This is a genomic window from Streptomyces hiroshimensis (genome assembly GCF_014650335.1).
Lineage (GTDB): Bacteria > Actinomycetota > Actinomycetes > Streptomycetales > Streptomycetaceae > Streptomyces > Streptomyces hiroshimensis.
Genome location: NZ_BMUT01000004.1, coordinates 352221 through 378076 on the forward strand (window position 1 = coordinate 352221; position 25856 = coordinate 378076).

Annotated in this window: 33 protein-coding genes; 12 read left to right on the forward strand and 21 right to left on the reverse strand. The window is 71.9% G+C overall.

Annotation, left to right across the window (positions count from 1 at the left end; translation table 11 throughout):
• Positions 1 to 78: 78 nt before the first annotated feature.
• Together groES and IE241_RS12385 are read right to left on the reverse strand one after the other, a co-directional pair.
• A complete protein-coding gene (groES, locus tag IE241_RS12380; RefSeq protein WP_058046787.1) occupies positions 79 to 387 on the reverse strand; it encodes a co-chaperone GroES in 309 nt (102 codons plus the stop codon).
• Between the two features lie 321 nt (positions 388 to 708).
• Positions 709 to 1629: a polysaccharide deacetylase family protein gene (locus IE241_RS12385; RefSeq protein ID WP_229899161.1), complete on the reverse strand. Its 921-nt coding sequence runs from the start codon at positions 1627 to 1629 to the stop codon at positions 709 to 711.
• A gap of 72 nt (positions 1630 to 1701) precedes the next feature.
• On the opposite strand from IE241_RS12385, the gene IE241_RS12390 reads away from it, so the two are divergent.
• From IE241_RS12390 to IE241_RS12405, 4 genes are all read left to right on the forward strand, one after another.
• Complete coding sequence (locus tag IE241_RS12390) at positions 1702 to 2907, forward strand: class I SAM-dependent methyltransferase (protein WP_229899163.1); 1206 nt, start codon at positions 1702 to 1704, stop codon at positions 2905 to 2907.
• A gap of 29 nt (positions 2908 to 2936) precedes the next feature.
• The gene (locus IE241_RS12395; protein ID WP_190021768.1) at positions 2937 to 3584 is read left to right on the forward strand and encodes a Uma2 family endonuclease; all 648 of its coding nucleotides are present in this window, start codon (positions 2937 to 2939) and stop codon (positions 3582 to 3584) included.
• 26 nt (positions 3585 to 3610) lie between these two features.
• Positions 3611 to 3925, forward strand: a complete 315-nt coding sequence (locus tag IE241_RS12400; RefSeq protein ID WP_190021769.1) for a hypothetical protein — start codon at positions 3611 to 3613, stop codon at positions 3923 to 3925.
• 120 nt (positions 3926 to 4045) lie between these two features.
• Complete coding sequence (locus IE241_RS12405) at positions 4046 to 4483, forward strand: hypothetical protein (RefSeq protein WP_190021770.1); 438 nt, start codon at positions 4046 to 4048, stop codon at positions 4481 to 4483.
• Positions 4484 to 4678: 195 nt separating this feature from the next.
• Here the strand turns inward: IE241_RS12405 and IE241_RS12410 are convergent, their stop codons facing one another.
• The 4 genes from IE241_RS12410 to IE241_RS12425 all read right to left on the reverse strand — a co-directional run bounded on the left by IE241_RS12410 (position 4679) and on the right by IE241_RS12425 (position 7346).
• Complete coding sequence (locus IE241_RS12410; protein WP_190021771.1) at positions 4679 to 5221, reverse strand: Uma2 family endonuclease; 543 nt, start codon at positions 5219 to 5221, stop codon at positions 4679 to 4681.
• Between the two features lies 1 nt (position 5222).
• Entirely contained in the window at positions 5223 to 6110 is an 888-nt protein-coding gene (locus IE241_RS12415) for a hypothetical protein (RefSeq protein WP_190021772.1), read from the reverse strand.
• 256 nt (positions 6111 to 6366) lie between these two features.
• A complete protein-coding gene (locus IE241_RS12420; RefSeq protein WP_229899165.1) occupies positions 6367 to 6555 on the reverse strand; it encodes a DUF397 domain-containing protein in 189 nt (62 codons plus the stop codon).
• Positions 6552 to 7346 (reverse strand): helix-turn-helix domain-containing protein, encoded by a 795-nt coding sequence (locus IE241_RS12425; RefSeq protein WP_190021870.1) that lies wholly within the window; start codon positions 7344 to 7346, stop codon positions 6552 to 6554. Before IE241_RS12425 ends, IE241_RS12420 begins: the two co-directional genes overlap by 4 nt.
• 192 nt (positions 7347 to 7538) lie before the next feature.
• Here IE241_RS12425 and IE241_RS34620 point away from each other — a divergent pair, with 192 nt between their 5' ends.
• The 4 genes from IE241_RS34620 to IE241_RS12440 all read left to right on the forward strand — a co-directional run bounded on the left by IE241_RS34620 (position 7539) and on the right by IE241_RS12440 (position 8621).
• A complete protein-coding gene (locus tag IE241_RS34620) occupies positions 7539 to 7670 on the forward strand; it encodes a hypothetical protein (RefSeq protein ID WP_268254381.1) in 132 nt (43 codons plus the stop codon).
• Positions 7667 to 7828, forward strand: coding sequence for a hypothetical protein (locus tag IE241_RS12430; protein WP_190021773.1), 162 nt, complete (start codon positions 7667 to 7669; stop codon positions 7826 to 7828). Before IE241_RS34620 ends, IE241_RS12430 begins: the two co-directional genes overlap by 4 nt.
• Positions 7829 to 7950: 122 nt before the next feature.
• Complete coding sequence (locus IE241_RS12435) at positions 7951 to 8328, forward strand: DUF6247 family protein (RefSeq protein WP_190021774.1); 378 nt, start codon at positions 7951 to 7953, stop codon at positions 8326 to 8328.
• Positions 8325 to 8621, forward strand: coding sequence for a hypothetical protein (locus IE241_RS12440; protein WP_190021775.1), 297 nt, complete (start codon positions 8325 to 8327; stop codon positions 8619 to 8621). The genes IE241_RS12435 and IE241_RS12440 overlap by 4 nt, the downstream gene beginning before the upstream one ends.
• A 16-nt stretch (positions 8622 to 8637) precedes the next feature.
• Here the strand turns inward: IE241_RS12440 and IE241_RS12445 are convergent, their stop codons facing one another.
• The 5 genes from IE241_RS12445 to tsaB all read right to left on the reverse strand — a co-directional run bounded on the left by IE241_RS12445 (position 8638) and on the right by tsaB (position 11987).
• Positions 8638 to 9003, reverse strand: coding sequence for a hypothetical protein (locus IE241_RS12445; protein ID WP_190021776.1), 366 nt, complete (start codon positions 9001 to 9003; stop codon positions 8638 to 8640).
• Between the two features lie 61 nt (positions 9004 to 9064).
• Positions 9065 to 9673, reverse strand: coding sequence for a hypothetical protein (locus IE241_RS12450; RefSeq protein ID WP_190021777.1), 609 nt, complete (start codon positions 9671 to 9673; stop codon positions 9065 to 9067).
• Between the two features lie 4 nt (positions 9674 to 9677).
• The gene (tsaD, locus tag IE241_RS12455; protein ID WP_190021778.1) at positions 9678 to 10823 is read right to left on the reverse strand and encodes a tRNA (adenosine(37)-N6)-threonylcarbamoyltransferase complex transferase subunit TsaD; all 1146 of its coding nucleotides are present in this window, start codon (positions 10821 to 10823) and stop codon (positions 9678 to 9680) included.
• Complete coding sequence (rimI, locus tag IE241_RS12460; RefSeq protein WP_058047222.1) at positions 10807 to 11289, reverse strand: ribosomal protein S18-alanine N-acetyltransferase; 483 nt, start codon at positions 11287 to 11289, stop codon at positions 10807 to 10809. Before rimI ends, tsaD begins: the two co-directional genes overlap by 17 nt.
• 29 nt (positions 11290 to 11318) lie before the next feature.
• On the reverse strand, positions 11319 to 11987 hold the full coding sequence (tsaB, locus tag IE241_RS12465) for a tRNA (adenosine(37)-N6)-threonylcarbamoyltransferase complex dimerization subunit type 1 TsaB (protein WP_190021779.1): 669 nt from the start codon (positions 11985 to 11987) through the stop codon (positions 11319 to 11321).
• 180 nt (positions 11988 to 12167) lie between these two features.
• On the opposite strand from tsaB, the gene IE241_RS12470 reads away from it, so the two are divergent.
• Positions 12168 to 12785, forward strand: a complete 618-nt coding sequence (locus IE241_RS12470; RefSeq protein WP_190021780.1) for a hypothetical protein — start codon at positions 12168 to 12170, stop codon at positions 12783 to 12785.
• A gap of 25 nt (positions 12786 to 12810) precedes the next feature.
• Here the strand turns inward: IE241_RS12470 and IE241_RS12475 are convergent, their stop codons facing one another.
• From IE241_RS12475 to alr, 4 genes are all read right to left on the reverse strand, one after another.
• Entirely contained in the window at positions 12811 to 13023 is a 213-nt protein-coding gene (locus tag IE241_RS12475) for a hypothetical protein (protein ID WP_190021876.1), read from the reverse strand.
• Between the two features lie 166 nt (positions 13024 to 13189).
• Positions 13190 to 13747, reverse strand: coding sequence for a tRNA (adenosine(37)-N6)-threonylcarbamoyltransferase complex ATPase subunit type 1 TsaE (gene tsaE, locus IE241_RS12480; protein ID WP_229899167.1), 558 nt, complete (start codon positions 13745 to 13747; stop codon positions 13190 to 13192).
• 39 nt (positions 13748 to 13786) lie between these two features.
• The gene (locus IE241_RS12485; RefSeq protein WP_190021781.1) at positions 13787 to 15130 is read right to left on the reverse strand and encodes an alpha/beta fold hydrolase; all 1344 of its coding nucleotides are present in this window, start codon (positions 15128 to 15130) and stop codon (positions 13787 to 13789) included.
• 169 nt (positions 15131 to 15299) lie between these two features.
• Entirely contained in the window at positions 15300 to 16457 is a 1158-nt protein-coding gene (alr, locus tag IE241_RS12490) for an alanine racemase (protein WP_190021782.1), read from the reverse strand.
• A gap of 154 nt (positions 16458 to 16611) precedes the next feature.
• On the opposite strand from alr, the gene IE241_RS12495 reads away from it, so the two are divergent.
• Positions 16612 to 18075, forward strand: coding sequence for an NAD(P)H-hydrate dehydratase (locus IE241_RS12495; protein ID WP_190021783.1), 1464 nt, complete (start codon positions 16612 to 16614; stop codon positions 18073 to 18075).
• On the opposite strand, the gene IE241_RS12500 is transcribed toward IE241_RS12495, so the two are convergent.
• A complete protein-coding gene (locus IE241_RS12500) occupies positions 18056 to 21391 on the reverse strand; it encodes a serine protease (RefSeq protein WP_190021784.1) in 3336 nt (1111 codons plus the stop codon). The genes IE241_RS12495 and IE241_RS12500 overlap by 20 nt on opposite strands.
• A gap of 191 nt (positions 21392 to 21582) precedes the next feature.
• Positions 21583 to 22578 (reverse strand): MerR family transcriptional regulator, encoded by a 996-nt coding sequence (locus IE241_RS12505; RefSeq protein ID WP_190021785.1) that lies wholly within the window; start codon positions 22576 to 22578, stop codon positions 21583 to 21585.
• A gap of 176 nt (positions 22579 to 22754) precedes the next feature.
• Between IE241_RS12505 and IE241_RS12510 the strand changes: the two genes are divergently transcribed.
• Positions 22755 to 22991 carry a chaplin gene (locus IE241_RS12510; RefSeq protein WP_190021786.1) on the forward strand — a complete coding sequence of 79 codons (237 nt, stop codon included), beginning with the start codon at positions 22755 to 22757 and terminating at the stop codon, positions 22989 to 22991.
• 156 nt (positions 22992 to 23147) lie between these two features.
• A complete protein-coding gene (locus IE241_RS12515) occupies positions 23148 to 23660 on the forward strand; it encodes a hypothetical protein (protein ID WP_229899169.1) in 513 nt (170 codons plus the stop codon).
• Here IE241_RS12515 and IE241_RS12520 read toward each other — a convergent pair.
• The 4 genes from IE241_RS12520 to IE241_RS12535 all read right to left on the reverse strand — a co-directional run bounded on the left by IE241_RS12520 (position 23657) and on the right by IE241_RS12535 (position 25810).
• Entirely contained in the window at positions 23657 to 24154 is a 498-nt protein-coding gene (locus IE241_RS12520) for an RICIN domain-containing protein (protein WP_190021787.1), read from the reverse strand. The two genes, IE241_RS12515 and IE241_RS12520, sit on opposite strands and share 4 nt — an antisense overlap.
• A gap of 73 nt (positions 24155 to 24227) precedes the next feature.
• The gene (locus tag IE241_RS12525) at positions 24228 to 24791 is read right to left on the reverse strand and encodes an RICIN domain-containing protein (protein WP_190021788.1); all 564 of its coding nucleotides are present in this window, start codon (positions 24789 to 24791) and stop codon (positions 24228 to 24230) included.
• 153 nt (positions 24792 to 24944) lie between these two features.
• On the reverse strand, positions 24945 to 25421 hold the full coding sequence (locus IE241_RS34785) for a hypothetical protein (protein WP_308433672.1): 477 nt from the start codon (positions 25419 to 25421) through the stop codon (positions 24945 to 24947).
• 143 nt (positions 25422 to 25564) lie between these two features.
• Positions 25565 to 25810, reverse strand: a complete 246-nt coding sequence (locus IE241_RS12535; RefSeq protein WP_373300656.1) for a hypothetical protein — start codon at positions 25808 to 25810, stop codon at positions 25565 to 25567.
• Positions 25811 to 25856 lie beyond the last annotated feature (46 nt).

Sequence of the window (25856 nt, forward strand, 5' to 3'; positions counted from 1 at the left end):
CTCAAACGAACCGCGCCCCGGACCCCGGCGGCATATACACACGGGAACCAGGGCGCAGATCACATCAAACGGGGTGAATTACTTCTCGATGATCGCGAGCACGTCGCGAGCCGAGAGGACGAGGTACTCCTCGCCGTTGTACTTCACCTCGGTGCCGCCGTACTTGCTGTAGAGCACGACGTCGCCGACGTTCACGTCGAGCGGAAGACGGTTGCCCTCCTCGAAGCGGCCCGGGCCCACGGCCAGGACGACGCCCTCCTGGGGCTTCTCCTTGGCGGTGTCCGGGATAACCAGGCCAGAGGCCGTGGTCTGCTCGGCGTCGAGCGGCTGGACCACAATGCGGTCCTCGAGCGGCTTGATGGCAACCTTGGAGCTGGCGGTCGTCACGATCCGACCTCCCCCTTCGGAGATTCACGGGGTTATCTGTCTGAGGTGGCGACCAGGAGGATCCGTCGTCGCGGGTGCCGGATTCTGCCCGTCGCTGTGTTTGGCACTCCCGGGTGGAGAGTGCCAACGGAGCCGAGACTATGACGCGGTTAGCACTCGGTCAAGCGGAGTGCCAATTCGCCGTGCGGCGAGCTTGCGGTTCACCCGTGCGGGTAAGGGCCAGGGACCTTCCGGCGCGGGGCGCGCCGGCCCGCGCAGATCTTCCCGCGTGCCGCTACCCGCCCGGCCCTCTACGTAACCCTCGCTGGAGGGAAACCCTCGCTATACGTAATCCTCCAGGCGCGCCACGGTGAAGCCCTGCCGCTCGATGCTGCGCAGCATGTTGGCGACCATCTTCGTCATGGTCGTGCCCTTGAGCTCCGAGGGGCCGCGGAAGTGCGCGAGGACGATGTCGCCGGGGCGCAGCTTGTCGCCCTCCGCGTAGCGCATGTCGTTGATCTGCATCGTCGCCTCCCACAGCATCAGCGCCTTCACCCCGCAGCCGCCGGCCGCGGCGAGGGTGGCGTCGTTGTAGTTGCCGTAGGGCGGACGGAACAGGGGCGGCTTGCCGCCGTACCGCTTCTCCAGGACGTCCTGCTGGCCGCAGACCTCGCGGCGCTGCGCGTCGGCCGAGAGGGTGCGCAGGTTGGGGTGGGAGAGGGTGTGGTTGTTGATGCTGTTGCGGTTCCCCTCGCCGCGCAGCTGCTCGAAGTAGCCGTAGCCGCTGCCCGCGCGGGCGATGTCGTCGGTGAGGAACATCGTGAAGGGCAGCTTCAGGTCCTTGGTCATCTTCACGAATTCCGGGTCCTTCTCCGCCCCGTCGTCGAAGGTCAGGAAGACGACCTTGTCGTGGGTGGGAATCCGCCGGATCACCTTGGGCGTGGCGCCGGCCTTCATCCCGTCGGTCAGCTTGGCGGCCGGCGGGGCGGGGGGCGCGGCGAGGGGCTTGTCGAGGCCCCAGCGGCGGTAGGCGGCGGCGTCGGGGGTGTTCGGAGCGGGAACGGGCGAGGCCGGGGCCGTCGATTCCGTACGGGAAGAGGGAGCGCCGGACGCCTTCGTCCCGCCGCTCCCGCCGCTCCCGCCGGACGACCCGGAGCAGCCGGCGAGGAGGAGAGGCAGCAGGAGCGCGCCGACGACGGCGGCGCGGGCGGATAGGGGACCGGATGCGGGTCCGGATATGGGTCCGGATATACGGGAGCTCACACCTCCGATTGTTGTGCATGTGTTCGACATCGGCAGCGGCGGCCTGTCAGCGGGCTGGGCAAGAATGGCCGGGTGCCAGCACAGAACGAACCGAACGCATCCGCGGCCGTCACCGCCTTCACCGCCCTCCTCACGGACGAGGGCCGCAGCCTGCTCGCCGAGCTGCGCGACCACGACCCCGCGCAGGAACTGGCCACGGCGACCCGGCTGCGCCGCGACCACCCCGCGGAGCTCGTCTCGGCGGCGCTCGGCATGGCCCGGCTGCGGCAGCGGGCGGTGGCGAAGTTCGGCGCGGAGGATGCGTACCGGATGTTCTTCACGCCGAACGGCGTGGAGCAGTCGACGCGGCGGTCCGTTGCCGAGTACCGCGCCGGCCGGTTCGCGGCGCTCGGCATCCGCTCGGTGGCCGACCTGTGCTGCGGCATCGGCGGCGACGCGATCGCGCTGGCGCGGCTCGGCATCCGCGTCCTCGCGGTCGACCGCGACCCGCTGACCTGCGAGGTCGCCCGCGCGAACGCCGAGGCGCTGGGGCTGGCCGAGCTGATCGAGGTGCGCTGCGCCGACGTCGCGGACGTGGACACCTCGGGCTACGACGCGGTGTTCGTCGACCCCGCGCGGCGGGGCGGCCGCGGCCGCATCTTCGACCCGGAGGCGTACTCCCCGCCGCTGTCATGGGCGATCGAGGCGGCCCGCCGGGCCCCGCACGCCGCCCTCAAGATCGCCCCCGGCGTGCCTCACGAGGCGATCCCGGACGACGCCGAGGCCGAGTGGATCTCGGACGGCGGCGACGTGAAGGAGGCGGTGCTGTGGTTCGGCACGGCCCCGGGCACGCACCGGGCCACGCTGCTGCCGGGCGGGCACTCGCTGGTGGGCGCGGGGCTGCCGGACCCGGCGGTACGGCCGGTGGGGCGCTACCTGTACGAGCCGGACGGCGCGGTGATCCGCGCGCACCTGGTGGCGGACGTGGCGGCCGCGCTGGGCGACGGCGGGCTGATCGACGAGACGATCGCGTACGTCACGAGCGACGAGCTGCGGGCGACGGAGTACGCGTCGGCGTACGAGATCACGGACGTCATGCCGTTCAACCTGAAGAAGCTCAAGGCGCTGCTGCGCGAGCGAAAGGTCGGGGTCGTGACGGTGAAGAAGCGCGGCTCGGCGGTGGAGCCGGAGGAGCTCCGCAGGAAGCTCAAGCTCGAAGGGGTGAACTCCTGTGTGATCGTACTTACGCGCGTCGACGGTTCACCCAGCATGCTGCTGGGGCACCCCGCCCAGGCTTAACCTGGCATCAGCGACAACGGAGGACCGCAGTGGCCGCCGATCCCATCACCGAGCCGATGAAGCCGATGAGGCCGATGAACAAGGCGCAGGACCCCATCGAACTGGTCAATCTGCTCGAAGAGGTGTCCGAGGACCCGATTCGACCGGAGTGCGTCGAGGGATGGGTCATCGTGCCACCACAGCCCGACTACAACCACGGCAAAAGCGCCTACAAGCTGTCCGTCCAGCTGACCGCCGCCGGCCTCGAACTGGCAGGCATGGGCATGGGCTTCCGGGTAAGCGCCCACGTCGATCAGCGGGAGACGACATGGGCCCTCGTCATTCCCGACTTCTACGTCCTGCACCGCGAACCCACCGACTTGGACGAGGCATATCGCAAGGCCCACAAGGGCTGGTATCCGATCGACCTCGTCGCACTCGCCGGCGAAGTCACCTCCACCAACCACGAGACGGACACCGGCCCGAAATACCGGAGCTACGCCGCTGCCGGCGTCCCCGTGTACGTGGTCGTGAACCGGCAAGAGCGTCAGGTGCAGGTGCACTCCGAGCCGGTGGCCGATCCGGACGACCCGACGAAGAGCCACTACCGCACCACCTTGAGCACCGAGCTGGGCGGCAAGGTCGAGCTTCCCGCGCCGTATCCGGTGCTGGACACCGCGTTGATGGCGAACGACTGACGCGGTTTTCCTCCTACGCTCGGCCCATGACCGAGAACGAGATCAAACTCAAGGCCATCGCGGCGCTCACGGCCCTGCGCGGCGGCGTGGGGACGGACTACGTGTCGTCCCTGCTCGGCGAGGTGATCCCGGACGAGTTCACGGTGCCGGTCGGCGGGCAGGCGCGCGAGGTGGGGCTCGCCGTGCTGAACCAGCTGTCGGCGCCCATGAGCGCGCTGATCAGCGGATTGATGCTGGCCTTCGAGGCGGTCGCGGACGCCTACGACCAGACGGTGCCGGACGCTCCGACGGAGGAGATCCTGCAGACCCTCGCGCTCGAACTCGCACGCGATTCCGAATGACGTCGGCCCGCCGTCGACATCCGGTCGTATTTCCCTCCGAATGGGCTTTGCGGGCACCCTTTCGACGCTAGCGTGCGTCGCGTCCGGCACGGGGCACGTTGGCAACGAGGGGCGAGCGAGATGCTGAGCGAGGCACTGGCGGCTGCTGCCGCGGCAGGCGGCACGGCGGTCGTACAGGCGGCGGGGACGGATGCGTGGACCGGGCTCCGGCAACGGATCGCCCGCTGGTTCGGGCGCGGCGACGAGGCACGCGAGCACGTGGAACTCGAACGGCTCGACCGCACGGCCGGCGCGCTGGAGGCCGCGGCGCGGTCCGGGGAGACGGACCGGGTACGGGACCGCCACGAGGCCGTGTGGCAGGACCGCTTCGAGACGCTGCTGGAGGGTCTCCCCGCGGAGCAGCGGGAGGCCGTGGCGGAGGAGTTGAAGGCCCTCGTGGAGGAGCACGGGGCGCCCTCGCAGGCGGCGGGGCAGGTGTCCGGGAACGTCTTCCGCGGGCCGACTGCGTTCCAGGTGGGTGAGAACAACAAGCAGGACAACCGGTTCGGGGTGCAGTGACGGAGCGGGGTACGCGGGGCGCGGGCGGCGGCGGGGGCGGGGTCCGGGGCAACACCTTCCACGGCCCTGCCGTGTTCCAGGTCGGGGACCACAACGCCCAGGGGGCGGTGGGTACGGGGGCGCCCTGGCCCCGCCAGGTCGGCACCGTTCCGCCGCAGGCGGGCTATAAGAGGAATGGACCGGGTCGTGCTCGGTTCAGTCGGCGTAGTCCTTCAGCTTGTCGGTGTCCAGGGTGATGCCGACCGGGTCCGGGAGCTTGACCGTGGAGCCGTAGGGGTGCGTCCTCCGGATTCGGTATGTGCCGGATTCGGGCTCGGTGTAGACCACTACCGTCTCGGCTTCGCGATCGATCAGGACGTAGACCGGGATGCCCGCGGCCGCGTAGCCGTCGCGCTTGGCGCGGAGGTCTCGGTGGTCTTGGCCCGGGGCCGCGGGGGCGATCTCCACCGTCATCAGGACGCCCTCCGGTGGGGACCACTCGCCGTGTCCGACGAAGGTGCGGAGCGGCGCCAGCGCGCCGTCCGGTAGGTAGCGGCCCGCCTCGGCGTGTTCCGTTTTCAGGCCGCGGTACGGGTACAGGCCCCAGTCCGGGCGCTCGATCAGGAAGCATCTGGTCAGCCAGGACAGGATGCAGCAGTGCTTGCCGTCAGTGGCCGGCTTCTCCTGGAGGCGGCCGGCGATCAGCTCCAGCCACACCGTTTCCGGGGCGCCGTGCGCCAGTTCCTCGAAGTCGTCCACATCAGGCGCGGGTCCTTGCCGGGGTGCGGAGCGTGGTGCGGATGGCGTCGGCTCGGCGGTGGATTTCCGCCGGGGGGATGGCCTGGGGAACGTACGGGGCCGGTTCGCCGCGGCAGTCGCGGCAGAGGCCGCCGGGGAGGGCCTCCGGGCGGCCCGGGGTGTGGCAGATCGTGCAGTCCAGCATGCGGAGGGTCCGGCCCGGCGGCGGCTGCGTCGGCAGCTCCGGCGGGAGCTTGTCCCGCAGGCGACGGCGCGCCAGTGCCGCCCCGTGGTGGACTTCCGGTGGCAGGCCGGCGGTGAGTTCCCGGGCGATGTCCGCCGGGGTCGACCCCCTGGCCAGCCATTTCTCTGCGAGGGGCTCCAGCGCGGTGCAGTCCGCCGCCGACAGCGTCATGCGCGGGTCCATGCGGCCCGCCATCGCGAGGGCCTCGTACGCCTGCGAGCGGGGCGGTTTTCCTGCCGGTTGCGTGGGTGGCCGCGGCTCTGACCTGGGCACATCGCCCGCCTGGAAGTCCGCCCACCAGGCGTCGTCCCGCGCCGTGCGCGAGAAGTACGTCCTCGTCACCCAGTGCGTGCTGCCGCCGTCACCCTCGATCCGTTCGGTCACCCTGCGCAGGTGGCCTTCCTCCGACAGGCGGCGGAGCGCGGTGCGGCAGGCCGCCTGGCCGTAGTTCGGGATGTGCGCCGCAAGTGTTTTCGCATCCATGGCCGCGCCTTCGGGCAGGCGGTCGATGAACGTGGCGATCTGCGCCTCGCGTGGCGGGAGGTGCGCGAAGTCTTTGCCGGTGCGGCGTTCCTGGTCCGGGGCGGATCGTTTGCCGTAGCCCGGCTTCGCCTGGGGGTGAGCCTGTACGGGGCGCGCAGCGGCGCTAGAGTTGGCCTCAGCCATGGGATCGAGGTCCTGTCGATCTTGATGGTCAAGCCCCGGTTCGGTGTTGGCGCACCAGCCGGGGCTGATTTGTTGCTGCGAACGCTAGAGGCCCGTGACGGTTCGTTGCAACCCGGTCGCCCAAAGTGAACTCGTGTGGTATGCGGGGCCGTTGGCCCTCGCGTACGCGAGGAAGGGAGGGCGGGTGGGTTATCACCCCACCCCTTCCTCAGAAAGAGCGCTCGGGGTCCGACCCCCGAAGCCCGGAGCGCACCGCTCAGGCCGCGTGGCCTCTCATATACGTCACGAAGGCCGCCCAGACCCTGGCGGGGACGCCCAGTTGGGCGCCACGTATTCGCTTGGAGTCCCGCACGCGCACGGTGTCCCCCGCTGCCGCCACTTCAACACAATTGTTGCCCGCAACGTCGGAGTAGCTGGACTTGCGCCAGCCACCTATACCGCTCACAGCTCCTCCAGTAGTTTCTCGATGAAACGTGACGACTCGCTGGGATCCAGGGCCAATCGACCCACCTCTGCATGGCGCTGGGCGAAGACACTGACCCTTTCGAGATCCGCGTCCAACGACCCCACGCCATTGGCTTCCTGGTAGGCGATGCGCTGCCTGCTGGGCAGCTCCAGGACCACGAACGAATCGGCGATCGGGCAACGCTCGGCAGGCATCACCTGAATGACCACGTTGCGCCGCTGAACGACTTCCAGCAAGTGCCTGAGCTGACGCTTGTGGGCGTCCATGCGACCGACAGGGTGACGGAGGGGCAGCTCACCGATCACGAAGACGAACGCCACGGACCGCTTGTCCAACAGAGGTTGACGTCCCAGTCGAACCGCGACCCGTTCCTCGATCACCTCGTCTTCCTGTGGCGGCCACGCCATGTTGAGCAGCGTCCGTACCGTCTCCTCGGTCTGCAGCAGGCCCGGAATCAGCATCGGCTCGTACGAGCTGTGCGAGATCGCCTCCGCCTCGTACCGGAAGAAGTCCTCTCCTCGGTTCACAACCGGCTCCGGCCCCAGATAGTCCTGCATGGCGATCAAAAAGCCATGCGCCCCGCACATGTCATCCGTCACCTGAAGGAACCGTTCCGTCGGCCTTCGCCGACCCTGTTCCATCGATTTCACGGTCTCGAACTCGTAGTTGGCCTCCCGGGCCACTTCCTCCCGCGTCACCCCCGCCCGCGTCCGCCAGAGCTTCGCCTGGTTACCGCAAAGTCGCCACGTCATCGGCGGTTGAGAGCCCATGCTCGTCACCGCACCCCACCTTCCCGTGAAGATCAACGGTACCCACTTGCCTCGTACCGTGGAGGTTTCTCCCGAGGCTAACGACGGGCCATAACCCTAGGTAGCGTGAACAATGAAATTCCGCCGCTCGGGGCATACGTCATCGACACACGTACCGATCGGGTAGGCCAAGTCATCAAGTACAGCGGGGATTTGGTGCACCTGCACCCGCCCTGCAGCGGTGCCGGGTGGGACTGCCCGGTCTCCGAGATCCAGGCGACCACCCTGCGCGCCTACCTCCGCGCCCGCGTCACCGAGGTCAACCGTCAGCGGAGGCTCGTGTGACCGGCGCCGCCGCGCCGGAGGGGCCGTCCGGGCACACCCCGGACGACCTCCGCGCGGCGGTCGCCGCGGCCGGGTCCCCCGACGAGGCCCACGCCGCCGTCGCGGCGCTCGGCCCTGTCGTCGCCGACGCCGCCACCCAGGAGGCCGAGGCCCGGTGATCAGCAGCAGTTTTCCCGCCGCCCCCTCTAAGCTTGAGGTGCTCCACTCAGCACACCGCAGCGCCGGTGCCACCGGGGACCGTCAGCGGTGCGGCCTACGCGACCCAGGAGAGTGCTGCCCCATGAGCACCGCTGCATCGGAACGGCCTGACGGTCCGCTCATTCCTCAGCCTGCCAACAATCCGGAAGATCTCAGGGCTGCCATCGCCCAGATCATGCCCAAGGCCCTGGCGAAATTCGACGCCGACCGCTCCGAGGCGCTGCAGGAGGCCCGCCGCACCGGCAATGCCGGACCGATGCGCCAGCTGGTCAGCCTGTGGGCCGTGCACGTGGCCGTCGCACGGTTCCCTGATCGCGCCGCCAGGCTCCGCGAGCTTGAGGACATTGCCGCATCGACCGATTCCCTCGACGAGGCGCGGGCTGTCGCTTCCGAGATCGGCCGCATCCTGGATCAGGCGTCCGACGATGCCGGAATCTCCCGGGGGTCGGCCACCCGGTGAACGATGCGCAACACGAGCGGTGGGTCTGGGAGTACGACCCCGACCGTGAACATGTCGTCGGCGGCTTACCCGGGACCGTTGTCGCCCAGGTCGAGAAGATTGCGGATGATCTGGTCTCACTGTGCAACATGGGGGTCGACGTGACCGACCTCGGGGAAGGAGGGCCGCTCGGACGCCCCGGCGGAGTGCGTCGTCTGCAGCTGTCTCCCGACGGCTGGGTGCACGTACTTCCGGCTCCCCGTCTCAGGATGGTCGCGGTCGTCCAGGTCACTCCGCCGTTCCAGCACCTCTGAGCACCTCTGAACGGCCTCACGCCAAGTCCGTCAGGTCCTCCGCGTAGAACGTCATCAGCGGCTGCGGGCCCACGTACTGCTGGCAGTTGCACTGCCTCAGCTCGTACGCCGTCGGCTTCTTCTCCGCGTCCCAGGACACCGGCGTCTCCGACGCCTCATGGCACTTGCCCTGCTTGTCGTGCTTCGCCAAGTGGTGTGTGCAGCCGCATATCGGCTGGGGTGGCTTCGCCGCCGCCTCCACGGCCGCGCGTTCCGCGCGCTCCGTCTCCAGGAGTTCCAGCCTGCGTTCATGGCGGGTGCGCAGGGCCTGGCGGGCCGTGTCGGCGAGCTTCGTGAAGCCGCCCACGCCGAAGAAGATCAGCACCCACCAGAGCCACTCCATGCCCGGCACCTCCGCGTCCGCCGCGTGCCCCGCCCGCTCCCCCGCCAGAATACGCCCGGCGCTACCGGGGGTTGAGGGAGCGGAACCAGCGGCGGTGAGTCAGGGCCGTGGCCACGCCGTACGCCCCGGCGGCCGCCGGCGGAGCCGTCAGGCCCCACGCGTAGGCCAGGGCCGAGCCGTCCTTCGGCACGGTGGTCGCCGTCAGCATCTCCGCCACCGCCGCGCCGCCCACCGCCAGCGCGCCCGCGCACGGCAGCAGCGACATCAGCAGCCAGAACCACACCCGGCCGGCCGCCCGGAAGCCCGCGTCCGTCACCGCGTCGCGGTCCAGCGCCGCCCACAGGCGCAGCCTGCGCCCGGCCTCCGCGGACGCCCGGAGCCCGGACCTGACGCCCAGCAGCGCCGGGACCGCCGCCCCGGCAGCCAGGATCAGATACGCCGCCGCGTAGATGTACTCCACGCCGCCCTCGGCCAGAGACCGCAGGCCCAGTACCGCGAACGTCCAGCCCAGCATGAACACGCCCGTCAGCAGCCAGGCCGTGAGCAGGCGGCCCGGTGACAGCACCTTCCCTATGAGCGCGTCCAGCGCCCTCGACCGGTCGGCCAGCATGGCCCCCCGGTCCGGCCACGTGCTCAGGTGCCACGGCGGGGGCGGTGGCGGCAGCTTCACGACCTCACGCCTCGTACAGGTTCTTCTTGCTCAGTTCGTGGACGTGGTCGTGATCACGGGAGTGGCCGTGGCCGTGGGCGTGACCATGGTCATCCACCTCCGCCGGCACATGCGTCTCCGTCACCGGCAGCGAGCTGTCCGCCGACAGGTCCCACGACGACGCCGCGCGCCCCCGCGCCACCATCTCCGCGCCCAGCGCCGCCACCATCGCCCCGTTGTCCGTGCACAGCTTCGGCCGCGGCACGCGCAGCGTGATGCCCGCGTCCTCGCAGCGGCGCTGCGCCATCGCCCGCAGCCGCGTGTTCGCCGCCACGCCGCCGCCGATCATCAGGTGGTCGACGCCCTCGTCCTTGCACGCGCGTACGGCCTTGCGCGTGAGGACGTCCACGACGGCCTCCTGGAACGACGCGGCGACGTCCGCGACCGGGACCTCCTCGCCCGCCGCCCGCTTGGCCTCTATCCAGCGGGCCACGGCCGTCTTGAGACCCGAGAAGGAGAAGTCGTAGATCGGGTCGCGCGAGCCGGTGAGGCCGCGCGGGAAGCGGATGGCGTCCGGGTTGCCCTCGCGCGCGTAGCGGTCGATGACCGGGCCGCCGGGGAAGCCGAGGTTCAGCACGCGGGCGACCTTGTCGAAGGCCTCGCCCGCCGCGTCGTCGATCGTCGAGCCGAGCGGGCGGACGTCCGAGGTGATGTCGGGGGCCAGGAGGAGGGACGAGTGGCCGCCGCTGACCAGCAGCGCCATCGTCGGCTCGGGCAGCGGGCCGTGCTCCAGCTGGTCGACGCAGATGTGGGAGGCGAGGTGGTTGACGCCGTAGAGCGGCTTGCCGAGGGCGTACGCGTACGCCTTGGCCGCCGAGACGCCGACGAGCAGGGCGCCCGCGAGCCCGGGGCCCGCCGTGACCGCGATGCCGTCGAGGTCCTTGGCGCTGACGCCGGCCTCCTTCAGCGCGCGCTGGATGGTCGGGACCATCGCCTCCAGGTGGGCGCGGCTCGCCACCTCCGGGACGACGCCGCCGAAGCGGGCGTGCTCGTCCACGCTGGAGGCGACGGCGTCGGCGAGCAGCGTGTGCCCGCGGACGATGCCGACGCCGGTCTCGTCGCACGAGGTCTCGATGCCGAGGACGAGGGGTTCGTCAGCCTTGCGAGCCATGGGTCATTCCTTGCACTGCGGAGAGGGGATCGGAGAGGCGCATCACGAGGGCGTCGATGTTGCCCGGCTGGTAGTAGCCGCGGCGCACGCCCACCGCCTCGAAGCCGAAGCGTTCGTACAGGCGCTGCGCCCGGGTGTTGTCGACGCGCACTTCGAGGAGCACCTCGCGGCACTCGAAGTCGGTCGCGGCGGTCAGGAGCTCGCCGAGGAGGCGGGAGCCGAGGCCCGTGCTCCAGTGGTCCTGGGAGACGGCGATGGTCTGGACGTCGCCCGTGCCGTCGATCGCGGCGAGGCCCGCGTAGCCGACGACGCGGCCCTCGTCGTTCTCGGCGACGACGTAGCGGCGGGTGGCGCCCGCGCCGCGCGCGTGGGCCAGCTCGGACCAGAACAGGCCCTTGGACCAGGCGTCGTCCGGGAACAGCGCCCGCTCCAGCTCCAGCACCGGCCCGATGTCCCACCAGCGCATCTCGCGGACGCGCACGCGCACGTTCACCGTCACTTGGGGGTGACCACCTTGTAGTTGGCGGGCACCTGGGCGTCCGGGCGGCGCAGGTAGAGCGGCTGGTCCGGCAGGAACTCGCCGCCCGTGCGCAGGCGCTCCGCGGCGAGGGAGGCCAGGGCGCCCGCGGACTGGTGCTCGGGCATGTCGGCCCGCACGTCCGTGAAGGAGTCGGCGTAGAGCACGGCGCCCGCGCCGACGACCGTCAGGCCGGCCAGCTTCTCCGTCAGGTCCGCCGGGCGGTCCACGGCGGGCTCGGTGATCCGGGTACGGGCGTCCGCGTACCGCGCCCAGTAGACCTCCTTGCGGCGCGCGTCCGTCGCCACGACGAATTCGCCCTCCAGACCCGCCTGCCCGGCCGCGTACGCGATGCCGTCGAGCGAGCACAGGCCGCGCACGGGCACGCCGAGCGCGGCGGCGAAGGTGGCGGCGGTGACGATGCCGACCCGCAGGCCCGTGTACGGGCCGGGGCCGACGCCGACGACGATGTCGGTCACGGCGTCGAGCTTGCAGCCCGCCTCGCCGAGCACGCGGTCGACGGCGGGAAGCAGCAGCTCACCGTGGCGGCGCGCGTCGACCTGACGCGATTCGGCGACGACTTTGTCGCCGTCGTGGAGGGCAACGGTGACGGCGGGCGTGGCGGTATCAAGAGCGAGCAGCAGCACACTGACAGACTACGGCTCGCCGTGGGGCGGGCGGTGCGGCGTGCCCGTGCGGGCGGCTCCGGCGGGCGCGGTGCGGGGGCCCGCGGGTGCTACGGTCGCCGCAACACACCGTATGAGTATGTACGAAGGTACGTAACGTACGTTCCGAGGTTCCGAAGTTCCGAGAAGGGTTACGCAGCCGTGGCACGCAGCAGCTCGGGGGTCATCGTGGCCGCGCTCACCGCGGCGGCCCTCGCGGGAGTCGGTTTCCTCGCCTTCCAGGCCGAGGCAGCGCCCGACAAGCCGCATTCCTCGCACGCTGCGGGCGCGGGCGCGTCCGGCAAGGGCGAGGACAAGGGCAAGGGCGACGCACCGGGCGACAACGGCTCCGGCACCGGTTCCGGCAAGGACGACGGCGCCAAGGCCGCTGTCCCGGACGTGCCCGCCGGCTCCGGCACCGGCAAGCGGGTCGTCTACGCGCTCGGGCAGAAGCGGGTGTGGCTCGTCGGCACGGACGGCAAGGCGACGCACAGCTTCGAGGTGGCGCCGAGCGCCGTGAATCCGGTGCCGGGGTCCTACGCGGTGACGTCGCGGTCGGCGACCGGGACCGGGTCCGACGGCAAGGCCATCGAGCACGTGGTGCGGTTCCACAGCGATCCGGCCGGGGTCGTCTTCGGGTTCAGCGCGGCGGTGGACGGGTCCTTGCCGGATCCGACGGCGGCGCCGAAGAAGACGGGGGCCGTGCGGGAGATGCCTGCCGACGGGCGGGCCATGTGGGACTTCGCCCTGAACGGTACGAAGGTGGTCGTGGTCGCGTAGGGCGCGTAGGGCTCGTAGGAAACGCCTACGCGGCGTCCTGCGTCCCCGGCGCCTCGTCGTCGCCCGGCGCCCTCGGCGGTTTCGATACCGCGTCCGCCGCCGCACAGGAAGCCAGCAGGTCGCGCATCGAGGTCGGGACCGACGGAGGCCGCTCCTCCGAGCCGGGCTCGGGCTGCGACTGCGGCTGCGGCTGCGGCTGCGGCTGCGGCTGCGGCTGCGGCTGCTCTGGTGCCGGCATGGTGCCTCCTGAGGGGCATCTGGGCAAGGTTAGGTAGACCTAACCGTGTCTCTGCCTACCATGTGACCACGCCCGCAGCCGCCGACGCAACATCTTGCCGACGGCTTGTCGGAACGTATAGCGGCGTACAGCAGCGCGTGTTCCTCAGGCGTTCCTCAGCTGTTCCTCAGCCGAGCGACGACAGGTCCACGCCCGTCCAGCGCGCCCCCACACCCGTCACCCGTACGCTCCGCACGTCGTCCACGTCGTCCGCCGCGTGGGACACGTCCGCCGCGTCCGCGGCGCTCGCGCCCACCGCGCGGTGGATGACCACGTGCAGCCGGTCCTCCGAGAGCTCCTCGACCTTGCCGTCGCCCCACTCCACGACGATCACGGACTCGGGGAGGGAGACGTCGAGGTCCAGGTCCTCCATCTCGTCCAGGCCGCCGGCCAGCCGGTAGGCGTCGACGTGGACGAGCGCGGGGCCGCCGCCGAGGTGCGGGTGGACGCGCGCGATGACGAACGTCGGGGACGTGACCGCGCCGCGGACGCCGAGGCCCTCGCCCAGGCCGCGGGTGAGCGTCGTCTTGCCCGCGCCGAGCTCGCCGGTGAGCAGCACCAGGTCGCCGGGGCGCAGCAGGCCGGCCAGCCGGCGGCCCACCTCCCGCATGGCGTCGGCGGTCTTGACCGTGAGCTCTGCGCTGGTCGCGGTGGTGGTGGCGGTGATGTCAGGCTGGGCGCTCATACCCGCCGATGGTACGGGGCCGGGCGGCCCCGGCGCGTTTCAGGCGCGGCCGCGCGCCCCGGCCGCCGCGCGCTCCCCGCGGCCCAGGGCCCCGCCGCCGGCCGCCGCGGCGAGCAGCTCGGTCAGCTGGTCGGTGACCACCTCGGGCCGCTCCAGCATCACCAGGTGCCCGGTGTCCTCCAGGAGGAGGAGCCGGGCGTCCGGCAGGGCCTCCGCGATGGCCTCGCTGTGCTCGCTCGGGGTGAGGAGGTCCTTGTCGCCCGCCGCGACGACCACCGGCATGCCGTCGAAGGCGCGCAGCGCCTCCCGCTTCTCGTGCTCGGCGAAGACCGGGTAGAACGCGGCGACGACGTCGACCGGCGTCGCCTCGATCAGCCGTTCCGCGAACCGCACGACCGCCGGGTCCACGTCCTTGGACCCGAACGAATACCACCGGAGAATGCCCGCGAACAGGTCGGACGTGGCCCGGCGGCCCTTCTCGATCAGCTCGGGCCGGGCGGCCATCAGCTTGAAGGCGCCCGGCAGGACCAGCCGCCGGACCACGGCCATCCCGGCGGCCGGCAGCCCGTACGTGTTCTCGGCGAGCCCGCCGGAGGACGTGCCGAGGAAGGCCGCGCCGACGACGCGCTCGGCGATCAGGCCGGGGTACTGCGCCGCCAGTCCCATCGTCGTCATGCCGCCCATCGAATGCCCCACGAGCACCAGCGGCCCCGCGGGGGCAGCGGCGTCGATGACGGCCTTGAGGTCGCGGCCGAAGAGGTCGATGGAGACGGCGGCCGTACGGGTGCGCTCGGAGCGGCCGTGGCTGCGCTGGTCCCAGAAGACCGCGCGGACGCCGGCGGCGCGCAGGGCGGCGCGCTGGAAGTGCCAGGAGTCCTGACTGAGACAGTAGCCGTGGCTGAAGACGACCGTCAGGGGCGGGGCGGCGGGCGTACGGCGGCCGCCGAAGCGCCGCCGGGAGCCGGAGCCGGGGCCGGATCCCGAGCCGGAGCCTGGGCCGGATCCGGATCGGGAGGCGCCCGCCTCCTCGTCCGCCGCGCCCGGCTCGTCCACCTCGTAGTACAGCCGCGTGCCGTCCTCCGCGACCGCCGTGCCCGGCGTCCCGCGCAGCGTCCCGTACGGGCCCGCCGAGTCCAGGGCCAGCCGGGCGTTGCGGCGCATGCCGCGCCCGACCGTCAGCCGTTCGACCGCCACCCCGACCGCGGCTCCCGCGGCCAGGACGCCCAGAGCCGCTCCCGCGACGCCCGCGCCGCGCCGCCAGCCGGTGCCCGGCCCCGGCGCCAGGCCGCCCGCCGCCGCGACGGCCTCGACGGCTTCGAAGGCCCCGACGGCCGCAGCCGCCGTGCCGGACGCCGTGCCCGCGCCTGTGCTGTCCCTGTTCATCGCGCGCCCCCCGTGTCCCCGCTTTTCGGCATGTCCACGTCCGCGTACTAGTCGTGCCGTGCTCGTGCCCGTGCGGGCCGGACCCAATCGTGCGGCCTGACGACCCAACCATGCGGCCTGATCAGGCGGCCTGCCCGCCCGGTCTACCCGCCCGGCCTGCCCGCCCGGTCTATTCGGTGTACCCGTCCACGTTCTCACCGACATAGACGCGAGGCACCCGGTTGGAGATGCGCGTGACCACCTCGTAAGCGATCGTTCCGGTGGCCCGCGCCCAGTCCTCGGCGGTCGGCTCGCCCCGGTCGCCCGGCCCGAACAGCACCGCTTCCTCGCCCACCTGCGCCGTATCGCCGCCCAGGTCGACCACGAACTGGTCCATGGCCACCCGGCCGGCCACCGTCCGCCACTTGCCGCCCACCAGCACCGGGCCCGTGCCGGAACCGGCGCGCGGGATGCCGTCCGCGTAGCCCACGGGGACGAGCGCGAGGGTCGTGGGGCCCGGGGTGACGTAGTGGTGCCCGTACGAGACGCCGTGGTCGCCCGGCACCCGCTTCACCGACGCCAGGTACGCCGACAGCGTCATCACCGGCTTCAGGCCCAGGTCCTGCGGCGTGCCGACCTCGGGGCTCGGCGAGACCCCGTACATCGCGATGCCCGTCCGCACGAGGTCGAAGTGCGCCTCGGGGAGCGTGAGGGTCGCCGGGGAGTTGGCTATGTGCCGCACCTCGGGCTCGACGCCCTGCCGCTCCGCGTACGCCACCGCGTCCCGGAAGACCCTCAGCTGGGCCTGGATGGAGGGGTGGCCCGGCTCGTCGGCGCATGCGAAGTGCGACCAGATGCCGGTCACCTTCAGCAGGCCGGCCTCCTCCGCCTCGCGCGCCGCGGCGATCAGTTCCGGCCAGTCGTCGGGCTGGCAGCCGTTGCGCCCCAGACCGGTGTCGATCTTCAGCTGGACGCGGGCGGGGCGGCCCGCGGCCCGTACGGCCTCCGAGACCTCCGCGAGCGCCCACAGCCCGCTCACCGTCACGTCGACGTCCGCCTCGACGGCCTCGCGCCACGGGCCGCCCGGCGTCCACAGCCAGCACATCAGGCGGCCCCGGTCGCCCGCCGCGCGCAGCGCCAGCGCCTCGTCCGGCGTGGCCGTGCCGACCCACTCGGCACCGGCCTCACGGGCCGCACGGGCACACTGCACCGCGCCGTGGCCGTACGCATTCGCCTTGACCACGGCCATCAGCTGCGCCCCGGCCGCGCGGGCCTTGAGCGTGCGTACGTTGGCCCGCAGGGCGGCCAGGTCGACCAGGGCACGGGCGCGCATCGGAGTCTCGTTCATCTCCGTCAGTCTCTCAGGAGGTCCGCGGGGGCGGTGAGGGGTGGGCCTCAGGGAGGGGCGAGGGGTGTCATTTCGGGGGTGTGAACGACGCGCCGCGGTGCGGGTGACTGATCGCGCCATGGTGAGACCGGCGCGCCGTGGCGAGACTGAGGGCATGAGGACTGCCTACAGCGTCGAGACCGTACGGGCCGCCGAGCGCGCGCTCATGGCCCAGCTCCCCCACGGCGCCCTGATGCAGCGCGCCGCCGCCGGGCTCGCCGCCGCCTGCGCCGGGCTGCTCAGGCGGGTGTACGGGGCACGCATCGTCCTGCTCGTCGGCAGCGGCGACAACGGCGGCGACGCCCTTTACGCCGGGGCCCGGCTCGCCCGGCGCGGCGCGGGGGTGACCGCCGTGCTCATCGCGCCCGAACGGGCGCACGCCGCCGGGCTCGCCGCCCTGCGGGCCGCCGGGGGCCGCGTCGCCTCCCCCGAGGCCGCGGACGGGGCGCTCCGCGGCGCGGACCTCGTCCTCGACGGGATCGTCGGCATCGGCGGCAAGGGCGGTCTGCGCCCGGACGCCGCCCAGCTCGCCCGGGCCGCCGCCGACGGCGGCGCGATCATCGTCGCCGTCGACCTGCCGAGCGGCGTCGACGCCGACACCGGGGAGGTACACGGCACCGCCGTACGCGCCGACGCGACGATCACCTTCGGCGCGTACAAGCCCGGGCTGCTCGTCGACCCCGCCCGCGAGCACGCCGGCGCCCTCCGGCTGATCGACATCGGCCTGGAGCTGCCTGCCCGGCCCGACGTGGAGGCCCTGCAGCACGCGGACGTCGCCGTGCTGCTGCCGGAGCCGGCCGCGGAGAGCGACAAGTACCGGCGGGGCGTCGTGGGCGTCGTCGCGGGCTCGGCCCGCTACCCCGGCGCGGCCGTCCTCGCCGTCGCCGGGGCCCTGCACGGCGGCGCGGGCGCGGTGCGCTACGCGGGCCCGGCGGCCGACGCCGTGATCGCCCGCTTCCCGGAAGCCCTCGTCTCCGCGGGCCCCCCGTCGAAGGCGGGCCGGGTCCAGGCGTGGGTCGTCGGCCCCGGCCTCGGCGACGGCGCGGAGGCCCGGCAGGCGCTGGAGGACGTCCTGGCGTCGGACGTACCGGTGCTCGTGGACGCGGACGGGCTGCGGCTGATGTCGGCCGACGCCGTACGGGACCGGGCGGCGGAGACCGTGCTGACCCCGCACGCCGGGGAGGCGGCGGCCCTGCTGGGCGTCTCGCGCGAGCGGGTCGAATCCGGTCGCCTGGCGGCCGTCCGCGCCCTCTCCGAGCGCTACCGGGCCACCGCCCTCCTCAAGGGCTCCACGACCCTGATCGCCTCGACGGGCGGCCCCGGCCACGGCCGCCGCACGGTACGCGTCAACCCGACGGGAACACCGTGGCTGGCGACGGCCGGGAGCGGCGACGTCCTGTCGGGCGTCACGGGATCACTGCTGGCGGCAGGGCTGCCGGGGTGGGACGCGGCGGCGGCGGGGGCGTATCTGCACGGGCTGGCGGCACGGGAACGCGGGGCTGCGCCGCTGACGGCGATGGGGGTGGCGGAGGAGCTGCGGGGGGCTTGGAGGGGGGTGCTCAGTTCCGATCGGCGATGAGGGTCAGTTCGGAGCCTTCGGCCAGGGCGTCCTGGTTGATTACGGGGCCCTGGTACCTGACCTGCACGTCCAGCGAACCCAACCCCGACAGGGGCGCCAGGTCGAGAGGACCGTTGTCGAGGACCACCGGATCGATGAGGCGGACCTTCTTCAGCCGTGGATACGCGCGCGACAGGTGGGCCAGTCCGTCAAGGCCGAAGGGCTCAGTGAGCCTGAGCTCCTCCACCTGCGGCAGGGGCTCCACCTCCGGCAAGGTTCTCAGATCTTCCCCTTCGACTCCCAGGTACTCCAGACGGGGCAGAGATTCGAGAGGAAGGCGCTTCCGGGAGCCATCCCTGGCGCTGAACACCAACCGCTCCAGTCCGGGATGGCCCTCCAGGCCCGACAATCGCATGCCATTGGAGACGCCCTCCCTGAGATGCAGAAACTGCAGCCCTGGAGGCACCGACAGCGCCGGATTGTTGTAAGTACCCGACGCCCGCTGCCACTCCAGGGTCAGAACGCGCAGCTCCGTCATGCTCGCGAGCACGTCAAGATCACCAGGTTGATGGTCCAGCGACAGGAAAAGCAGCTCCATCGCCGTTCCGTCCAGCTCGCCCAAGTGAATGAGGCGCTCACACCCGAGGACGCGCAGGGCCCGCAGCGGACGGCACCCGTGCAGCACGCGCAGATCCAGGGCCTGGTTCTCACCGTAATCCCAGAAGGTCACGTGGCTAAGTGCCGGCGTGGGCAGATCCACCAGGTCCTCGGCGGCCAGCGGGCCCCGTACCTGTACCCGCGGCCGCCCACCGAGCCGCTTGAGCGCAGCAAGGTGCTGCTTCGACTTCACGACGAAGTCGAGCCAGCCGCCCACGGCGGTCCCCTCGTACGCCAACCGGCTAATCACCGTTTCCGCGTAAGGCGCCGTCTCGAACCGGTCCCACGCCCACGCGAGCTGCGCTCGCACCTCCAGCGAAGGGTGGTCCACGTACCGGGACAGCAAGGGCAACGCCTTGTCGTCCGCCACCGTCGTCGCCGCGACCACCACCGCATGCGCGACCTCGTCCGAAAGCCCCTCCGGCCCGGGGAGCAGGTCCAGGACGACCCGGCCCGCCGCCGCGAGCTCCTTCGCCGCTTCAAGATCCCGCGGCGGAACCAACTCCCCCGCCGCCTTCTCGACCCGCGTGCGGATCTCCCAGTCCACCTCCGTGGCGTGTTCGAGGCAGGCCGCTGCGAGGAGGTGGAGGCGGGCGCGATGGCCCGGTTCCTTGTCGCCGCGCTCCAGCAGCAAGCGCAAGAGCTCCGCGCGGGCGCGCGGCGGGGCGTGGCCGACGGCCATGCGCAGGACGTCCTCCCACTGGTCGTCGTGGGCGTGGTGGACCAGGACGTTGAAGTCCCAGTCGTCCACGGCGGCCTGGGCGCCGAGGTAGTCCTGGAAGGTGCGGTGGATGAAGTCGAGGGTCTCGCTGGTGGGGCGGCGGAGCAGGCCGCTGCGCAGGACGAGGTGGCGCAGGATGTCCTCGGCGCTGCCGCGGGCCGCGACCGTCGGCATGGCGGGCAGTGCGCGGTCGAGGATCTCGACGGCCTTGTGCCATTCGATCTCGGAACGGCCGTTGCGGATCAGCCAGTAGGCGATCTTCTGCAGCAGGGCGACCTGCTGGCCGTGCTCCAGCTCCGGGCCGTCCTCGCCGGTCACCACGCCCCGCTCGCGGTCGCGCCGCACGAGCAGCAGTTCCAGCGCGGCGCGGTAGAGCTCCATGCGGCCGTGCGGGAGATAGCCCTTGCGGGAGCGGTTGAGGGCGCAGATCAGCGCGCACATCAGGGGGTTGGTGGCGAGCATGCCGAGGTCGCGCTTGGTGACGACGGCGGTGGTGAGGGCGTCGCAGAAGTGACGCAGGGGCTCGTGGTGGCGCGCGCCCGCCGCGTCGTGCCAGCGGCCGATGAACGAGATGACGTCGCCGCGGCTCATGGGGAGCAGTTCCAGCTCGGTGAAGCCGGCGTCGGCGAGCCAGCCCTCGCGGACGGCGGAGGGGCGGGTGGTGATGACGTAGCGGGCGTCGGGGTAGGCGGCGAGGAGGTCTTTCACCCAGGTCAGGGTGCGGCGGCGGTCGGCCTCGGGGACCTCGTCCACGCCGTCGATCAGCAGCAGTGCCGTGCCCTCCGTCAGCCTGCGGGTCACCCAGCCCTGGGCGGCGGGCAGTCCGGCGAGCGGGCCCGCGGCCGCGGCCAGGAACTCCTCGGGCTGCGGGAGTTCGCCGCGGCGGATGAGCGTACGGAGGGGGAGGGTGAGCGGCATGCAGCCGCTGAGGTGGCCGAGGCCGGGCGGCAGGTCGCCGCGGGCGGTGATGGTGGCGAGCCACTGCAGCAGCGTCGTCTTGCCGGATCCGGCGGCTCCGCGCAGGAGCACGCGGCGCCGGCCTGCGAGGGCCTCTTCGGCGCGCTTGGGGGAGGGCGTGGAGTTCTCGGGCAGCCACTCCCCCATCGCTCTGGCCTCGGCACCGCCTGCGCCGCGCACCGGACCGCCGCCGGTCAGCTCCAGGCTCAGGTAGGCGGCGTCCAGCGGCCAGGTCTCGCCCTCGCCGTCGGAGAGGGTCAGGCCGATGATCGTCAGCTCGCCGGACTTCTCGACGATGTAGTCGCGCAGGCGCCGCTCGAAGGCCTCGATCTCCAGCTGCCGCGGGGAGGCGAGGGAGCGGGACTCGGGCTTGTGCCCCACGAGCAGGCACTCGCTGAGGAACGCGAAGTCCTGCCAGAGCGTGGCGGACGGGGTGACCGTGAGCCGCCCGTGCCGCCAGCCGCCGGGGTCGGCGCAGACCACGCCCGCGAGCAGGCCGTCCACGAAGACGGCGGCGCCGGACATCCCGGCCCACGGCGAACCGCCGTCGGCGGGCGGCTGCGGGGGCGCGTACTCGCTGTCCAGCACGTGCCGGCCGCTGAGCAGGTTGCTGCCCGGCTTGAGGGAGCCGACGATCTGCTCGGTGTCGAGCTCGCCGGCCTCGTCGCGCTGGACGTGCGGGAAGCCGACGGCCTGGGCGCCGGGCCAGACCCTCAGGTCGTAGGCGCGGCCCCAGACGAGGGGTTCGAAGGCTTCGGCGACGCCCTCGGGGACGAGGTCCCGCTCGCCTACGAGGAGGGCGACGTCGCAGCGGCGGTTGTCGTCGCGCGCCCAGACCACTTTGCAGCGCACCTGCCCGGCCCCGCCGGGGACGATCACCCGCGGGTTCGCGCAGTCCCCGACCACGTGTGCGGCCGTCAGCACCAGGTTCGGCGCCAGCAGATAACCGCTGCCCTGGCTCCGTCCGAATACCGCTGCAATGCGTTCCTTCGCCGGGTGCACCACTGTCTCCTCTGGCTGCGCCTTCCGCCAGTCGACGATACGTCAGGAGGGGGGCGGTGACAGGGGGTTCCGCCGATGCGGAACATGCGACCGGCGCCCGCACCCCGGGCGGGGTGCGGGCGCCGGGTGCGAGCGCCGGATACGGACCCGGGGCGCACCCCGGATACGGCTCCGGGTGCGGGCCACGAGGCTTACGCGCGCGCCGTCGCCCGCAGCGCAGCCGTGAACCACTGCGTGGCCGGTTCCATGTCCGGCAGCGCCCAGCCGTTGATCACGGCGATGAGCCGCCAGTACCGCCCGTAGCGCGGATCGTTGCCGGCCTCCAGCCGCTCCAGCAGCCAGGCCCGGAACTCCGGCCCGTCCTCGCGGCGCGAGACCTCCGCGAGGACGGCGGCGAGCTCGTCGACGTACGGCCGGGCCGCAGGGCTGTCCGGTTCGATCCCGGCCTTCCGCGCCTCGGCCGTCCGCTCCTTGATCGCCTCCGCGGCGCGCTTCGTCCGCTCGCCGTCGGGCCGCCCGGACTCCTGCCAGACCCGCGTCTGGTCCTCGGCCGCCCGGCGGATCCCGGCCCGGAAGTCCTCGTCCTGGACGAGCTCGGCGAGCTCCACCCAGGCGTCGAGCTGCTCCTGCGAGGGGTCCTCCGGCAGTTCGGGCATGCCGCCTCGCATCGAGGCGAGGAAGTCCGGGTCGACGTCCAGGCCCTCGAAGGCGCTGTCGATGAATTCGTTGATCAGGCGGCGTCGTTCCTGATCGGACAGGGTTGCGAGCTTGTGCATGAGTTCCAACTCCTCGGGTGTCGAACCGCGCCCGGCCACCGCGCGCAGCACGGCCTGACGCAACCGCAAGGTGCGGATCTGCACGTCCAGGGCCTCGGCGTGGACGGCCGCGACCTCGGGGACGGTGATCTCCCGCTCCAGCACCTGCCGGATGACGGGAAGCCCCACGCCGAGATCGCGCAGCGTCCGCACGAGGCCGAGGCGCGCGAGCGCGTCGGGGCCGTAGAGGCGGTAGCCGGCGGGTGTGCGGTCGGTCGGCGGCACCACGCCCGTGTCGGACCAGAACCGGATGGTCCTGACGGTCAGCCCGGTCAGCCGGGCCAGCTCCCCGATCGAGTGCAGAGAATGCGGGGAGCCCAGGGAGCCCGGCGAGTCCGGGGAGTCCGAGGAGTACGCGGTGTCGTCGTCCATGTCCCTCACCTTGGAGTCTCCGGTCGGTGGAGAGTCAACACCGGATGCGCGGGCCTGTGGGTACCGGGCGCGCCGCCGCATTCGTCCCGGTACGGCACACGCCACAAATGAGACAAAAAGGGAGAATTATGCGCCAGACTTGGCCGCGCATCACCCCCCCATCCCCGGGAGTTCCCATGACACCCTCCGCCAAGGCCGCCACGGCGGCCGCCACCGCCACGCTCCTCGCGGCCGCGGGCGGCGCCGCCACCGCCGACAGCGTCGCGGTCGGCCACGCCGACAAGTCCGCCGGCGTCATCACGGGCAACACGATCCAGATCCCCATCCGTGTGCCCATCACACTGTGTTCTCTCCCCATCAACGTCATCGGCCTGCTCAACACGGCCACCGGCAACGTCTGCATCAGCGACTGACCCTCGGCCCCACCCGGCTCGTCCAGGCCCCCTACGGGGTGACCCCGGGCAGGCCCCTGAGGCCGGGTGGGCAGCGTCTCGTCCGAGTGAACGATGATCGGACAGCGAGCGGAACGGATCCTGGTAGCGACCCCTGAGGGAAGCGAAAGGATCACCATGGCAACGCGCAGGAAGCCGCTCGCCGAAGGCCGCGCCGAAGGCCCCGTCGAAGGCCTGAACCACCCGGGCATCCAGCGGGCGTTACGCAACACCAAGCGGCTCATAGCCTGCTTCGTCGGCCTCAGCGTGGGCACCCTCGCCGCCGTCGTCCTGCTGCGCAACCACCACGACATCGTGACCGACGCCGTCTGGGTCCGGACGAGCATCGTCGTCGCGGCGTCACTGCTCATGGCCTCCTGGGCCGCCAAGACGGCCCGCGGCCACGGCCGGTCGTACACCCGGCTGCGCTTTTCCTCGGTGGGCATGACGGTGGCGATCGCCGTCATCGTCGCGCTGCCCGGCGCGTTCCCGACATGGCTGAAGGTGGAGCAGGCCGCGTGCGGAGTTCTACTGCTCGGCGTCCTCTTGGCCGTGAACGGCAAGCAGATGCGCTCGGTATTCGCCAAACCCGGGATCCAGCGTCAACGGCCCCGTCCGGAGACGGGGCCGCTTCCCGGTGACGGCCGCTAGTCCATATAGAAGCGCTGATTGGCGGCGCTCGTGCACTTCCACAGGATGAGGCGGGCCCCGTTGCCCTTGCCGGCACCTGCCACGTCCAGGCACATGGTGCCCACGTGGATCTCCCACGTGTCGCTGCCGTCGCCGAGTATGCGGCGTACCGGATTCCAGGCCTGGTTCAGCCCGTTCTTACAGGGCCACTGAATGACGTGGCGGCCCTGCTTGATGTCCTTGCCGTCGAGACACTTGTTGCTCGACTCGGACTTCACCCAGTACCGGGGCCCGTTCGTCAGGAAATTCCAGCGCTGGTTGTCCTGACGCGCACAGGTCCACTGGTCGATCAACGCGCTGGTGCTGTTGTCCCAGCCGTGCACGGTGACGCACTTGTCGGGCGCGTGGGCCGGCCTGAGGTAATGCACGCCGGGGATGGGCAGGCCCGCCGCGGTGGCCGCCGAGGCCGGCGTCGCCGAGGCGGCGGGCGCCGTCGCGCCCAGCGTGCTCGCCACGGCCAGTACGCTGCCGGCCAGGAGAACCCTGCTCTTGTTAACTGTTTCCCTCCCTTCCGAGGAACCGCGGAACCTAGGCACGGACCATCTCGAACTGCTGGTTGGCGACGCTCTTGCAATTCCAGAGGATCAGCTGCGTGTTGTTCTGCTGGGATGCGCCCGGGACGTCCAGGCACTTCTGTGACGCGTGCTTGGGCTTGAGCGCCACCGTGCCCGTGAGGTTCCTGACGTGGAAGACCTGGTTGTCACGGCCGTTGCAGTCCCACGTGATGATCTTGGCCCCGTTGTCCTTGCTTCCGCCCTGCACGTCCAGGCACTTCCCGCCGTGCTCGGAGATGACGTAGGACACTCCCCACTGGGAGGTGCTCAGCACCTTCCAGCGCTGATTCGCCTGCCCCACGCAGTCGTACTGGTCGACCGCCGCGCCCCTGGCGGTGTTCGCGCCGTGGACGGTCATGCACTTCTTGCTGTGCTTGGCCTTGAAGTACCAGACGCCTCCGTCACGCGCCTCCGCCGACGCCGGTGCGGCCGACGACGACGGCCGGTGCGCGGCCTCCGCCGCCGGTGCGAGCGCCAGGCCGGTGCCCAGGGCGGCCGATGCCGCCGCCAGCGCGGCCCGCTTGCCGATGAGATTCACAGGCGTTTCCCCCGTTGCTGGGTTGCTGGATTTCCCACGCCTGGAAACTACGCAGTCGCAGGTCACAGCGCGTCCAGCAACGGCTGTATGTCCGCCGTCAACCTCGGCGGTACGCCGGGGCCGCCTGCAACCGGCGCGGTATCACGCGTCCGTCTACGCCCCGTTCCCCCAGCGGCTCGCCCTGTTCGCCTCCGCCACCTTGGCGTGCAGCTGCTCGGCCTCCGTGGCGGGGCGCAGCAGAGCCGGTTCCGCCTCCCACGCTTCGCCTCCGGCGGGCGGACGCAGGCGCAGGCGGGGGCCTTCCGCGGCTACGACCTGGGCCAGTCTTCCGCCGCGCGTGTCCACGACGAACGCCCCGACGGCGGGCGTAACGCGGTCCGCGCGCGTGGAGCACGTGCAGGTGGTCAGGGAGTGCCTGGGCCTGAGGTCGATCCCGTGGGCGGTCGCCCAGACGTAGATGCCGCACGCGCCGGGCTTCTCGTGGACCGGGGGCGCCTCCGGCGCGGCGGGCACAGCGGGCGCGGCAGGCGCGGCAGGCGCGGCAGGCGCCGAGGCTGCGGGTTCCTGGGTGGTGGCCGGTTCGCGGCCGATCCTCAGCCAGGCGGTCAGGCGGCGGATAGTGTTGCGCATGTCGACGCTCCTACGTGGCGTTGGCCATGCCCCCGGGCCGTTCGCGCGGCCGCGGGGGTCTTCCGACCACCACAGAGTGGCGACACAACAAGGCCGGAACTACCAGGAGTTGCTGATAGCCCCGGCCACGGCCTAGCCGCGCGTCACCGCTCCAGCCAGGCCCCGTAGTTGCTGAACGTCTCCGGCATCCGCCGCCTCGCCGACTCCAGCCCCGCGAACGTCTCCCGCACCGTCGGGTGGTAGCGCGTCTGCTGCGGCGCCACCTTCCGGGCCAGCTGCAGGTTCCTGAAGGCCGCTTCCGTACGACCGGTCCACAGCTCGGCCCGTGCGACCTCGGTGTAGTGGTGGGCCCGGCGGGACGGCGGCCAGGCGGCCGGGATCATCGTCACCCATGGCCCCCTTCTTCGCCCGACCCGCCGGGGCGTCCTCCGACGC